The sequence below is a fragment of the Streptomyces sp. UW30 genome (assembly GCF_008042075.1).
GTDB lineage: Bacteria > Actinomycetota > Actinomycetes > Streptomycetales > Streptomycetaceae > Streptomyces.
The window spans coordinates 1-12,092 of record NZ_RDBN01000039.1; the positions used below are offsets into that span (position 1 = coordinate 1).

The following is a 12,092-nucleotide window of genomic DNA, read 5'->3' on the forward strand; positions in this document are numbered from 1 at the left end:
CACCTCCACCCCCGCCGCCGTCCGCCAGCACCCGGCTCATGTCCCGCACCGCCTGCCACGTCCCCCGCCAGGTGCCCGTCACCTTCGACGCGCCCGTGCGGGGGCGGTAGGGCACGTCGTGCTCGGTGATCCGCCAGCCCGCGTCGGCGGCGCGGACGACCATCTGGAGGGGATAGCCGCTGCGGCGGTCGGTCAGGGCGAGGTCGAGCAGGGGCTCACGGCGGGCGGCGCGCAGCGGGCCGAGGTCGCGCAGGCCGAGGCCGGTGCGGCGCTGGAGGAGACGGGTGACGGCGAGGTTGCCGACGCGTGCGCGCAGCGGCCAGGCGCCGCGGGTCTCGGGGCGGCGCCGGCCCAGGACCAGGTCGGCCTCGCCGGCCGCGATCCGCCGGACGAAGGGCACGAGGTCGCCGGGGTCGAGCGTGGCGTCGCAGTCGCAGAAGCAGACGATGTCGGCCGTGGCCGCGGTCAGCCCCGCATGGCAGGCCGCGCCGAATCCGCGCCGCTCCTCATGGACGACGCTCGCCCCGAGCGCCCGCGCGACGTCGGCCGAGCCGTCCGTGGAACCGTTGTCCACGACGATCGCCCGCCAGCCGGGCGGGATGCGCTCCAGGACCCAGGGCAGTGCCTCGGCCTCGTCGAGACAGGGAAGCACGACGTCGACGGACGCCGTGCGGTGCGCGTTCGTTCCTGCGGATGGGGTCGTCACGGCTTTCACCCTACGAGCGAGAAACGGACATTTCGGTCCATGGCTCCTTACGAAACAAGGACGTCGGGGGTCGGCCGCAGCGCTCACGCCCGCGGGGTGCGAGGCTGGCGGCATGGAGCAGCAACAGCCGTCCCCGCAGGCCGGGGCCCGGGTCCTGGTCGTCGACGACGATCCCACCGTCGCCGAGATCGTCTCCGGATACCTCGACCGCGCCGGTTATGTCGTGGACCGCGCCGGTGACGGCCCCGAGGCCCTCGCCCGGGCCGCAGCGCACTGGCCGGACCTCGTCGTCCTGGACCTGATGCTGCCCGGCATGGACGGCCTGGAGGTGTGCCGCCGGATACGCGGCCGCGGCCCCGTGCCGGTCATCATGCTCACCGCGCGCGGCGACGAGGACGACCGCATCCTCGGCCTGGAGGTCGGCGCCGACGACTACGTCACCAAGCCCTTCAGCCCCCGTGAACTGGTGCTGCGCGTCCAGTCGGTGCTGCGCCGCACGGGCCCGGTCCCGTCGGCGAGGCCCCTGCGCGCGGCCGGCCTCTCGGTCGACCCGGCGGCCCGCCGCGCCACCAAGGACGGCACCGAACTCACCCTCACCGTCCGCGAGTTCGACCTGCTCGCCTTCTTCCTGCGCCACCCTGGCCGGGTCTACAGCCGCGAGGACCTGATGCGCGAGGTGTGGGGCTGGGACTTCGGCGACCTGTCGACCGTCACCGTCCATGTGCGGCGGCTGCGCGGCAAGGTCGAGGAAGACGCGGCCAGGCCGAGGCTCATCCAGACCGTGTGGGGCGTCGGATACCGCTTCGAGGCGAGCGACCCCGACGACGCGTCCCACGCCACCGGCACCACCGACGCCCCCGACACCGAAGCCCCGGAGGTGTGACCGTGCGCGACACCCTCCTCATCGCCCTCTTCGCCTTCCTCGGCGCCGCCGCGGCAGGCGTGCTCGGCGCGTGCGTGCTGCTGCTGATCCGGCGGCGCTCACTGGTCGCGCATCTGACCGTGGTCGCGGGCGTCGGCGTCACCGCGATGCTCGCGGGCACGCTCGCGGTCGCCGAGGCGATGTTCCTGTCCGGGCACGACCTGAGCGTCGTCACGACCGTCGTCGCCATGGCCGCCGTGGTCTCCCTGGCCACCGCCCTGCTGCTCGGCCGCTGGGTCGCCGCCCGCAGCCACGCCCTCGCGCTGGCCGCCCGCTCCTTCGGCGACGGCGGCGACTTCACCTCGCCCGAAGGCCCCGCCACTGCCGAACTGGCCGCGGTGAGCCGCGAGTTGGAGGCCACGAGCGCGAAGCTCGCCGAGTCCCGCGAGCGGGAACGCGCCCTGGAGTCCTCCCGGCGCGAGCTCGTCGCCTGGATCTCCCACGATCTGCGCACCCCGCTGGCCGGTCTGCGCGCCATGGCGGAGGCGCTGGAGGACGGGGTGGCCGCCGACCCCGACCGCTACCTCAAGCAGATCCGCATGGAGGTCGAGCGCCTCAACGGCATGGTCGGCGACCTGTTCGAGCTCTCCCGCATACATGCCGGCACCCTGACGCTCTCGCTGGCCCGGATGTCCCTGTACGACCTCGTCGGCGACGCCCTCTCGGGTGCGGACGCGCTGGCGCGCGAGAACGGCGTACGGCTCGTCGGTGAAGGTGTCGAGGCCGTGCCGGTGGAGGTGGACGGCAAGGAGATGAGCCGCGTCCTGGGCAACCTGCTGGTCAACGCCATCCGGCGCACCCCGGCCGACGGCACGGTCGCCATCGCCGCCGAGCGCTCGCCGGAGGGAGTGGTGCTGTCCGTGACCGACGGCTGCGGCGGCATCCCCGATGAGGACCTGCCCCGCGTCTTCGACACGGGCTGGCGCGGTACGCACGCCCGGACGCCCCCGGCGGGCGCGGGTCTCGGCCTGGCCATCGTGCGGGGGATCGTGGAGGCGCACGACGGGCGGGCCACGGTGCGCAACGTCCCAGGTGGCTGCCGCTTCGAGGTGGTGCTGCCCGCTGCCGCTTCTCTGTAAGCGGGCAGCACCACCGGTCCGGGCAGGCTACGCCGTGCGCAGGCCCGCTGCGGCGAACTCCCGCATCCCCTCCTCGAAGCCGACCTCCGCCTTCCACCCCAACTCCGCGCGCAGCCGCGACGAGTCCGCCGTGATGTGCCGGACGTCTCCGAGCCGGTACTCCCCGGTCACGACCGGTTCGGGGCCGCCGTACGCCGCCGCGAGCGCGTCTGCCATCTCGCCGACGGTGTGCGGGTCGCCGCTGCCGGTGTTGTACGCCGAGAGGGATCCGTCGACGGAACTCGCCTCCAGCGCGACGACGCCCGCGGCGGCCACGTCCCGCACGTGCACGAAGTCCCGCCGCTGGCGGCCGTCCTCGAAGACCCGCGGTGCCTCACCGCGCGCCAGGGCCGAACGGAAGAAGGAGGCGACTCCGGCGTAGGGGGTGTCGCGGGGCATGCCCGGGCCGTAGACGTTGTGGTAGCGCAGGGACACCGCCGTCGCGCCCGTCGCGCGCGCCCACGCCGCCGCCAGGTGTTCCTGGGCCAGCTTGGTCGTCGCGTACACGTTGCGCGGGTCGACCGGGGCGTCCTCCCCGACCAGCCCGGGCGCGAGATCGGCGCCGCACAGCGGGCAGGGCGGCTCGAACCGGCCCGCCTCCAGGTCGGCGACGGCACGCGGGCCCGGGCGTACGACGCCGTGCCGGGCGCACTCGTACCGCCCCTCCCCGTACACCACCATCGACCCGGCCAGCACCAGCCGCCGTACGCCCGCGTCGGCCATGGCGGTGAGCAGTACGGCCGTGCCGAGGTCGTTGCGGGAGACGTACTCCGTGGCGTCCGAGAAGCCGACACCGAGGCCGACCATCGCGGCCTGGTGGCACACGGCGTCGACGCCGGTCAGGGCACGGCGGACGGCGGCGGGGTCCCGTACGTCCGATTCGGGGGCCGTCCGGATGTCGTACACGACGGGTTCGTGCCCGCGAGCCGCGAGCGCTTCGACGACATGGGACCCGATGAACCCGGCACCGCCGGTGACCAGTACGCGCATACGGCCACGCTAGGGCCGGGACCGGCGTCCACGGAGCTCCACGCCCGCCATGTCACGGGTTCGTAAGGGCTCCGACCACCAACGGGATCGTCACCGTGAACACCGTCGCGCCCGGCTCGCTCGTCAGGTCGATCCCGCCGCCGTGCGCCCGCACCAGGGACTGGGCGACCGCCAGCCCCAGCCCGCTGCCGCCCCGGTCCCGGCTGCGGGCCTTGTCGACGCGGTAGAAGCGGTCGAAGACGCGCTCACGGTCGGCGGGCGGGATGCCGGGTCCGGCGTCGGCGATGCGGACCTGGGCCGCGCCCTGGGTGACGGACACCGCCACGGACACCTCGGTGCCGGAGGGTGTGTGCATCGCCGCGTTGGTGAGCAGGTTGTCGAGGACCTGGCGGACGCGCTGGGGGTCGAGGCGGAGTTTCAGGGAGCTCGGCCCGGGGGCCACCGTCAGCGGGTGGTCGGCGTGGGTGACCCGGAAGGCGTCCGCCGCCTGCTCGACCAGCTCGACGAGGTCCGCCTCCTGCGGGCGCAGCGGCGTCTCGACCTCCGCGGCGTCGAGGCGGGCGAGCAGCAGCAGGTCGTCGAGGAGGAAGCCCATCCGGGCGGCCTCCGCACGCAGGCGCGCGAGGTGCCTGTCCCGCTCCTCGGGGGCGTTGGCCGCCGCGTACTGGAAGAGATCGGCGTATCCGCGCACCGACATCAGCGGCGTACGCAGCTCGTGCGAGGCGTCCGCGACGAAGCGTCGCAGCCGCTGTTCCGCCTCCGCACGCACCGCGAGCGAGTCGTCGATGTGCTCCAGCATCGTGTTGAACGCGGTGCGCAGCTCCTCCACCTCGGGCCCGCCGCCGCGCACGTCGTGCCGCACCGACAGCCGCCCCGAGTCGGTCAGGTCGTGCGAGGTGATGCCGCGGGCGGTGTGCGCCATGTCGCTGAGCGGCTTCAGGCCCCGGCGCAGCATCCCCCGCCCGAGCACCACGAGGGCCATGAGCGCGAGCCCGAACGTGACGGCCTGGATGGTGATCAGCTGGCCGACGGTGTCCTCGATGTCCTCCATGGGCGCCGCGCTGACCAGCACCACACCGGGCTCGACCTCGCAGGCGCGCAGCCGGTACTCGCCCTTGCCCTGGAGGTGCTCGGTGCGCAGGACCTCGGTGTTGGCGGTGGTCTGCGCACGGGCCACGGAGGTGAAGTCGTCGACGTCCGCCGGGACGTCGGCGGGGTCCTCGGGCCTGCGCAGCACGGGCTCGCCGCCCGACACGTCGTACACGGCGTAGTACCAGCTGTAGTACTTCTTGCCGGAGAGCGTGCCGTAGTCCGCGATGGACTTGGACTGGGCGACCTGGCCCTGCGCGAGCTGGGTGTCGAGCTGGGCCGACAGGTAGTCGCGCATGTACGTCGTCAGGGCGGTGCCCACGACCGCGAACACCACCAGTGACAGCACCCCGAGACCCAGCGCCAGCCGGGTCCCGAGCCGCATCCCGCGATACGCCCGCCGCAGCCGCCCGATCACTCGGGGGCCTGCCGGATCACGTACCCGAAGCCGCGCACGGTGTGGATCAGCGGTGAGCCGGTGTCGTCGAGCTTGCGGCGCAGCCTGCTGACGACCAGCTCGACGACGTTCGAACGGCCGCCGAAGCCGTACTCCCACACATGGTCGAGGATCTGCGCCTTGGTGAGCACGGTCGGCGACTTGCGCATCAGATAGCGCAGCACCTCGTACTCGGTCGGGGTGAGCGTGAGCAGCTTGTCGCCGCGGCGGACCTCGCGGGTGTCCTCGTCCATCGTCAGGTCCGCCACCCGAAGGACGGAACGCTGGAAGCCGGGTCCGGCGCTGCGCCGCAGGACGGTGCGCAGCCGGGCCATCAGCTCCTCCACCGCGAACGGTTTGACCAGGTAGTCGTCACCGCCGCGGGTCAGCCCGGCGACCCGGTCGGCGACCCCGTCGCGGGCGGTGAGGAACACCACGGGCACCATCGCCCCGGCGGCGCGCAGCCGGTCCAGGACGCCGAAGCCGTCCAGGTCGGGCAGCATCAGGTCCAGCACCACGATGTCCGGGTGGAACTCGGCGGCCAGCCGCAGCGCCTCCTCACCGGAGTTCGCGGTGACCGCCTCCCAGCCCTCGTAGCGGGCGACCGTCGCGACGAGGTCGGCGATGGGCGGGTCGTCGTCCACGACCAGCAGGCGTACTTTCTCCACCCGTTCATACTGCGGCACCCGGCGCCGGTCCCAGCAGCCGGGTGCGGGCCCGCGGCCACATCGATAACCAGTTGAAAGAAGTCCGACAGCTTTTCGACAGCGCCCGCCGGACAAGCTCGGTATCCACAGACGAGATCAAGGAGCTGTCGCCGTGACGACCGTCCAATCGCCCCCTGCGCCCCCCACGGCGATACGCCCCAGGGTGGTGGCCCGCACGGGCCTGTACGCCGTGCTGGCCGCGAACGTGGCCGTGGTGCTCTACTTCTTCTTCGCCGCCGGATTCGCATCGAACACACTCATCGTGATCGGCCGCCTCACCGGCCTGTTCGGCGCTCTGCTCATGGCGTTCCAGCTCCTGCTGGTGGCCCGGCTGCCGTGGCTGGACCGCCGTATCGGCATGGACCGGCTGACCTCCTGGCACCGCTGGACCGGCTTCAGCATCCTGTGGGTCCTGCTCGCGCACGCCGTGTTCATCACCTTCGGCTACGCCGAGTCGTCCTCGCTGGACCCGGTGAACCAGCTGATCGACCTTGCCGAGACGGTCGAGGGCGTGCTGCGCGCGGTCGTCGCGCTGGGGATCATCATCGTGATCGGCGCGGTGTCGGCCCGGTTCGCGCGGCGCCGGCTGGCGTACGAGACGTGGCACTTCATCCACCTGTACACCTACGTCGCGGTGGTCCTGGCGTTCACGCACCAGGTCGCGGTCGGTACGTCCTTCACGTCCTCGTCCGCCGCCACGGCGTACTGGTACGGGGTGTGGGGTGTCGCTCTCGGCTCGGTGTTCGTCGGCCGCCTCGTCCTCCCTCTCTGGCGGAACTGGCGCCACCAGTTCCGGGTCGCGGCCGTGGTCCCCGAGTCCCACAACGTCGTCTCGATCTACATCACCGGCCGTGACCTGGACAAGCTGCCCGCGCGGGCCGGCCAGTTCTTCCTGTGGCGGTTCCTGACGAAGGACCGCTGGTGGCAGGCCAACCCCTTCTCTCTGTCGGCCGCGCCCGACGGCACACAGCTGCGCCTCACCGCCAAGGCGGCCGGCGACGGCTCGGCGGCCCTCAGGCACCTCAAGGTCGGCACCCGCGTCTTCGCCGAGGGCCCCTACGGCGCCTTCACCGCGCTGCACCGCACCCGCCCGGAGGCCGTACTGATCGCCGGCGGCGTCGGCGTCACCCCCATCCGCGCGCTCCTGGAGGAGCTGCACGGCCACGCGGTCGTGCTCTACCGGGTCGCCTCCGACCAGGACGCGGTCCTGTACGGCGAGCTGGTGGAGCTCGCCCACGCCAAGGGCGCCGAGCTGCACCTGGTGACCGGCCCGGTCACGCCGGACAAGCTGGCGCCGGCCGAGCTGACCCGGCTGGTGCCGGACATCACGAACCGGGACGTCTTCCTCTGCGGGCCGCCGCCGATGATGAACGCGGTGATCGGCAGCCTGCGTGAGCTGGGCGTGCCCAAGGAGCAGGTCCACTTCGAGCGCTTCAGCCTGGCCGGCTGAGAGGACGGGGAAAACACTGTGAAGCGAGCAATACCTGTCCTGGTCCTGAGCATCGCGGGCCTGATCCCGGTCTTTCGCTACGAGCCGTCCCTCGGCACGGAGACCGCCAGTCCCGCCCCGACACCGTCGGCGTCCTCCACCGCCGCGTCGGGGTCGGACTCGGGCAGCACGGTCGTCAAGGGCTCGACCGTGCAGACGGACAAGGGTCCCGTGCAGGTCGAGGTGACCTTCGCGGGCACGAAGATTGCGTCCGTACGGATGCTGCAGCAGCCGAACCATCCCCAGACGACGGCCGCCGTACCGAAGTTGATCGCGGAGACGCTGGAGGCGCAGAGCGCCGACATCGACACGGTCTCCGGCGCCACCATCACCAGCGACGGCTACAGGGAATCGCTCCAGGCCGCGATCGACGCGAACACGGAGTCGGCGGCTGCCTCGCCCTCGGCGTCCGCTGCCTCGGAAACGGTCGACGGCTCGACCGTGCAGACCGACAAGGGCCCCGTACAGGTCCAGGTGACCTTCGAGGCCGAGAAGATCGCGTCGGTCAAGATGCTCCAGCAGCCGAACCACCCCCAGACCACGGCGGCGGTCCCGCAGCTCATCGCGGAGACGCTGGAGGCCCAGAGCGCCGACATCGACACGGTCTCCGGCGCCACGATCACGAGCGACGGCTACCGGGAATCACTCCAGGCCGCCATCGACGCGAAGGGCTGATCATGCACCGAGTCGAACACGTCATGGGGTTCCCGGTCTCCCTGCGGGTCGACGACGAACACGTCGGCGAGGAGACCGCGGACGCCGTGTTCGCGTGGCTGCGCGAGGTCGACGCCCGGTTCAGCCCGTTCAAGGCGGACAGCGAGGTCTGCCGGCTGGACCGGGGTGAGATCGCGCGCGGCGACGTCAGCACGGACCTCGACGAGGTGCTGGGGCTGTGCGAGGAGTACCGGGTGGCCACTGGCGGCGCCTTCGACGTACGGCTGCCCGGGCGTGGACTCGACCCCTGCGCGGTGGTGAAGGGCTGGTCCGTGCAGCGGGCGGCGGAGCTGCTGAAGGCGGCCGGGGCGAGGCGCTTCGTCCTCAACGCCGGCGGGGACGTGGTTGCGGACGGCGGGCCCTGGCGGGTGGGGGTACGGCACCCCGAGCAGGCCGACAGACTGTGCACGGTGGCCGAGCTGACGGACGGCGCGATCGCGACGTCCGCCCGCTACGAGCGCGGCGACCACATCATCGACGGCCGCACCGGGCGTCCGGCGACGGGTCTGCTGTCCCTGTCCGTGGTGGCGTCCTCCCTGACGCTGGCGGACACGGTGGCGACGGCCGCGTTCGCGATGGGCAGGGAGGGCGTCGAGTGGGCGGCCTCCCGGGAGGGCTGCGAGGTGTTCGCGGTGGACGCCGGGCGGGGAGTCCTGCGTACGGAAGGCTTTCCGGCGGTGTCGGCGGCGCAGGCTCGGGCGGCGTGACGGGTCAGACGCGGGGCAGATGACGACTCAAGAGGTCGCGCAGCCGCTCCGCGTCCTGCTCGGAGTGCAGCCCTCGCTTGGGCAGTACCCCCATAAGCAGGATGCCCGGGTCGCGGCCGAGCAGAGTCACGTGGTCACGGGTCTCGCGGTAACCGCGAAAAGCGGACCAGCGCAGCACGAGGGTCGTGTGCACGGTGTCGATCGCGATCCCCGTCTCGCTCACGGACGTTCGGTGCTCACCCTGCCAGGAGACGGCGCGCAGCACCTGCTGGGCCTGGAGGTGCGGGATCGACCAGATCAGGGCGGCGCAGAAGACGGTGAGCACCCCTGACAGCGCGGAGCTCTTCGGCGCGATCACCAGCAGCACGGCGGCGGCCCCGAACAGCCCCGTGAAGCCCCACCGGACCCAATGCATGCGCTTGCGGCGCTCACGCACCAGGATGCCCGCGAGGATGTCGGCGCGTGTGGGTTGGTAGACCAGCTCGACCATGCCCTGACTTTCTTCCTGCCTCATGTCCCCACCGTGTCTTTCGGTCATCTCAGCCCCTCCGGCCTTGCGACGGTCCCGACGTATGTTCCCAAGGTCCGCTCGGTTACGTCCTGCTCGTAGCGGATCTCGGGCGCGGTGACCCCGGCCGTGCGCAACTGCCGCAGGGTCGGGGCGAGTTCGCGCAGGGCTTTCTGTACGACGCCCCTGTCCCGAACTCCGGTCAGCGGGGCGGTCGTCGTGCGGGCGCGCAGTTCCCAGGCTACTGTGCCCTTCTTGACGTAGGCCGTCCCGTCGGCGACGTAGATCTCCTCGGGCTTGCGCACGCCCTTGCTGAGAGCGCTGCCCGTGGAGTGCAGTGCCCATGAGTCGCCCGTGGTCCGGCGCACGGTGGCCGTGTAGGTCGCGGCGTTCTCCTGGCCCCGCAGGACCAGCCCTTCGCGGCCCTTCACCGTGAACGTCCAGCCCTTGTGCCCGGCCATCGCCGCCTCGGCGCGCGCGAGGAACTCGGCGGCCGTGCGGGGCGCGGGATCGGCGGGGGCGTGCGCAAGCCCGAGGAGATCTACGTCGCCGACGGGACGGCCTACGTCAAGAAGGGCACAGTAGCCTGGGAACTGCGCGCCCGCACGACGACCGCCCCGCTGACCGGAGTTCGGGACAGGGGCGTCGTACAGAAAGCTGCGACGGCGATGACGGCCACGACCGCCGAGTCCGTCTGCCACGGCAACGGCACGGGCGGCGGACACGCCCAGCACGCCGACCCGACCTGCGCCTCCGGTGCCGTCGGCGCCGGTCCCGCGTTCCCGGCCCCGGTGCCCGATCCGGCCGGGTCCGGCGTCATGGACGACCTCGGTCACCGCTCCCCGGCCACCGCGCCGGACAGCGGGCGCGCGCCTCCCTCACTGGCCGAACTCCAGATCCTGCGGACTTAGGACAAGGCCGAGCCGACCCGGGCCCCCTCCCCCGTGCCCAGCGAGGCGACGCCCGAGCCGACCCGGGCGCCGGACGGCGGTCAGGTCTCCGTCCGGCCGTCCGGAGCGCCCGACACCGGCGTCACGCCGACTTCCGGCACCGGCACCGACCAGGGCGCGCTGATCGGCGGGGGCGCGGCCGCGCTGCTCGCCGCCGGGGGCGCGGCGACCTTCGTCGTACGGCGTCGGCGGGCGAACGGGGCATGACGGGGCTGTCCAGGCGGGCGTTCACCACTGCGGCGATGGCGTCGCTGCTGGTGGGCTGCGCCGGGCAGGCCACTGAGCAGGACGCGAACGCGAGCAACAGAAGGTCGCGGGGGAGGGAAGGGGCGGACGAAGGCCCGTCCTCCGGCTCCTCGGCATCCACGAACTCGGCGCGCGCACTGGGCCGTTCGGCCCCGGTCCGGCTGCGGATCCCGGCGATCGGCGTCGACACCCCCGTCATCCGGCTCGGTCTGGCGCAGGACGGCACCGTGGCGGTGCCGCCGGTCACGGCCGACGACCGGGCCGGCTGGTACCGCCACTCGCCGACGCCGGGCCAGGTCGGCCCGTCGGTGATCCTCGGCCATGTCACGGTGGGCTCCTACGGGGACGGCGTCTTCCGCCGGCTCGCCGAGCTGCGCCGGGGGGACCGGATCGCGGCCCGCCGGGAGGACGGCACCTCGGCGGAGTTCGTGGTCGGCGCCGTACGGACCGTGGCCAAGGCGGACTTCCCGGCGGAGGAGGTCTACGGGGACGTGGACCGCCCGGAGCTGCGCCTGATCACGTGCGGGGGCCCGCGCGAGGGCACCGAGTACCGCGACAACGTCATCGTCTTCGCGACGCTGAGCTCGACCGCGCCTTGACCGAGGGAGGAGGATCCGGACCGGGCGGCCGACGGAACGCGAGCCGACGGCCCGGCATCCTCCTCCACGAGCCCCCAGGAACCGCCTCCCGCACATCGTTCCGCCGTCCCGACCATGGAGAGCGTTGAAACGGTCCCGAGACAAGGCAGCGTCCGAGCTGTTCGCCGCCCTGTACCCGCGCCTGGCCGGCTGGTGCCGCCGTCTCGTCGACGACGACGAGACGGCCCACGAGATCGCCTCCGAGGCCTTCACCAGGCTGTGGGCGCGCTGGAGCCGCGTGGAGGAACCGCGCGGCTTCCTCTACGTCACCGCGGCCAACCTCGTCCGGGACCACTGGCGCAAACTGGAGCGTGAACGCAAGGCGATGCGCCGGGTCACGACGGAGGCGGCGGTCACCGCGCACACGGAACAGACGGACCCTTCGGTGCGCCTCCTGGTCCAGTCCCTGCCGCAGCGACTGCGCACCCCGATCCTCCTCCACTACTACGCCGACATGCCGATCCGGGAGGTGTCCGTGCTGACCGGACGCAAGGAAGGGACCGTCAAGGCCGACCTGCACGCGGCCCGCGAACTGCTCCGCGTCCACCTGAGGAGAAGCCTTGACCACACGCTTTGACGAGGACGACGTGGACGGCCCGCAGTTCGCCCCCGACGACCCCCTGATGGTCATCCTCGGCCCGCCCGGCGACCGCCTCGCCCCACCCCCCGGCCACTACGAGACGCTCCGTCGCAGGGCGTCCCGCCGGCGCCTGGTGCGTACGGCGACCGGGGTGGGCGTGACGTGCGCAGTGGCGCTGCTGGTCGCGCTGCCGTTCGGCCTGAGCCGCCCGGACACCCCGACCTCCCCGGCGCGAGCACCCGTGAACTCGGCTACTCCGTCCGGTACGTCAGCCGTCTCTACCAGGACCAGG

15 protein-coding genes and 1 pseudogene are annotated in these 12,092 nt (G+C 72.7%); 10 read left to right on the top strand and 6 right to left on the bottom strand.

Translation table 11 applies throughout. The annotated features are described in order from the left end of the window. Positions 1 to 715: glycosyltransferase family 2 protein (locus EAO75_RS29630; protein WP_261989482.1), on the bottom strand; the 715-nt coding region annotated here is incomplete at its 3' end. A gap of 103 nt (positions 716 to 818) precedes the next feature. On the opposite strand from EAO75_RS29630, the gene EAO75_RS29635 reads away from it, so the two are divergent. Together EAO75_RS29635 and EAO75_RS29640 are read left to right on the top strand one after the other, a co-directional pair. Continuing rightward, a complete protein-coding gene (locus tag EAO75_RS29635; protein WP_147998222.1) occupies positions 819 to 1,589 on the top strand; it encodes a response regulator transcription factor in 771 nt (256 codons plus the stop codon). 2 nt (positions 1,590 to 1,591) lie between these two features. Further along, positions 1,592 to 2,707 carry a sensor histidine kinase gene (locus EAO75_RS29640; RefSeq protein ID WP_147998223.1) on the top strand — a complete coding sequence of 372 codons (1,116 nt, stop codon included), beginning with the start codon at positions 1,592 to 1,594 and terminating at the stop codon, positions 2,705 to 2,707. A 27-nt stretch (positions 2,708 to 2,734) separates the two neighbouring features. On the opposite strand, the gene EAO75_RS29645 is transcribed toward EAO75_RS29640, so the two are convergent. Genes EAO75_RS29645 through EAO75_RS29655 form a run of 3 tightly spaced genes read right to left on the bottom strand, consistent with a single transcriptional unit; the run spans position 2,735 to position 5,929 of the window. After that, a complete protein-coding gene (locus tag EAO75_RS29645; RefSeq protein ID WP_147998224.1) occupies positions 2,735 to 3,736 on the bottom strand; it encodes an NAD-dependent epimerase/dehydratase family protein in 1,002 nt (333 codons plus the stop codon). Between the two features lie 52 nt (positions 3,737 to 3,788). Beyond that, on the bottom strand, positions 3,789 to 5,243 hold the full coding sequence (locus tag EAO75_RS29650) for a sensor histidine kinase (RefSeq protein ID WP_147998225.1): 1,455 nt from the start codon (positions 5,241 to 5,243) through the stop codon (positions 3,789 to 3,791). After that, positions 5,240 to 5,929, bottom strand: coding sequence for a response regulator transcription factor (locus EAO75_RS29655; protein ID WP_147998226.1), 690 nt, complete (start codon positions 5,927 to 5,929; stop codon positions 5,240 to 5,242). The genes EAO75_RS29650 and EAO75_RS29655 overlap by 4 nt, the downstream gene beginning before the upstream one ends. A 151-nt stretch (positions 5,930 to 6,080) precedes the next feature. Between EAO75_RS29655 and EAO75_RS29660 the strand changes: the two genes are divergently transcribed. From EAO75_RS29660 to EAO75_RS29670, 3 genes are read left to right on the top strand one after another with little or no spacing between them, the layout of a single operon-like run. Further along, complete coding sequence (locus EAO75_RS29660) at positions 6,081 to 7,418, top strand: ferric reductase-like transmembrane domain-containing protein (RefSeq protein ID WP_187284632.1); 1,338 nt, start codon at positions 6,081 to 6,083, stop codon at positions 7,416 to 7,418. A gap of 18 nt (positions 7,419 to 7,436) precedes the next feature. Further along, a complete protein-coding gene (locus EAO75_RS29665; protein WP_147998227.1) occupies positions 7,437 to 8,132 on the top strand; it encodes an FMN-binding protein in 696 nt (231 codons plus the stop codon). 2 nt (positions 8,133 to 8,134) lie between these two features. Then, complete coding sequence (locus EAO75_RS29670) at positions 8,135 to 8,878, top strand: FAD:protein FMN transferase (protein WP_147998228.1); 744 nt, start codon at positions 8,135 to 8,137, stop codon at positions 8,876 to 8,878. A gap of 4 nt (positions 8,879 to 8,882) precedes the next feature. On the opposite strand, the gene EAO75_RS29675 is transcribed toward EAO75_RS29670, so the two are convergent. Both EAO75_RS29675 and EAO75_RS29680 read right to left on the bottom strand, forming a co-directional pair. Further along, positions 8,883 to 9,392 carry a YcxB family protein gene (locus EAO75_RS29675; protein WP_147998229.1) on the bottom strand — a complete coding sequence of 170 codons (510 nt, stop codon included), beginning with the start codon at positions 9,390 to 9,392 and terminating at the stop codon, positions 8,883 to 8,885. 20 nt (positions 9,393 to 9,412) lie between these two features. Then, complete coding sequence (locus EAO75_RS29680; RefSeq protein WP_147998230.1) at positions 9,413 to 9,847, bottom strand: hypothetical protein; 435 nt, start codon at positions 9,845 to 9,847, stop codon at positions 9,413 to 9,415. Between EAO75_RS29680 and EAO75_RS48680 the strand changes: the two genes are divergently transcribed. The 5 genes and pseudogenes from EAO75_RS48680 to EAO75_RS29705 form a co-directional block, all read left to right on the top strand. Continuing rightward, the gene (locus tag EAO75_RS48680) at positions 9,836 to 10,297 is read left to right on the top strand and encodes a DUF6153 family protein (RefSeq protein ID WP_187284633.1); all 462 of its coding nucleotides are present in this window, start codon (positions 9,836 to 9,838) and stop codon (positions 10,295 to 10,297) included. The genes EAO75_RS29680 and EAO75_RS48680 overlap by 12 nt on opposite strands. Positions 10,298 to 10,306: 9 nt before the next feature. Further along, positions 10,307 to 10,543, top strand: a pseudogene (locus EAO75_RS48685) (sortase-dependent protein); the annotation flags it as partial. Next, on the top strand, positions 10,540 to 11,181 hold the full coding sequence (locus tag EAO75_RS29695; RefSeq protein ID WP_147998231.1) for a class F sortase: 642 nt from the start codon (positions 10,540 to 10,542) through the stop codon (positions 11,179 to 11,181). The pseudogene EAO75_RS48685 and the gene EAO75_RS29695, both read left to right, overlap by 4 nt. A gap of 124 nt (positions 11,182 to 11,305) precedes the next feature. Further along, positions 11,306 to 11,797 carry an RNA polymerase sigma factor gene (locus tag EAO75_RS29700; protein WP_147998232.1) on the top strand — a complete coding sequence of 164 codons (492 nt, stop codon included), beginning with the start codon at positions 11,306 to 11,308 and terminating at the stop codon, positions 11,795 to 11,797. Further along, a partial coding sequence (locus tag EAO75_RS29705) for a hypothetical protein (RefSeq protein WP_147998233.1) occupies positions 11,781 to 12,092 on the top strand: 312 nt, incomplete at its 3' end. The genes EAO75_RS29700 and EAO75_RS29705, both read left to right, overlap by 17 nt.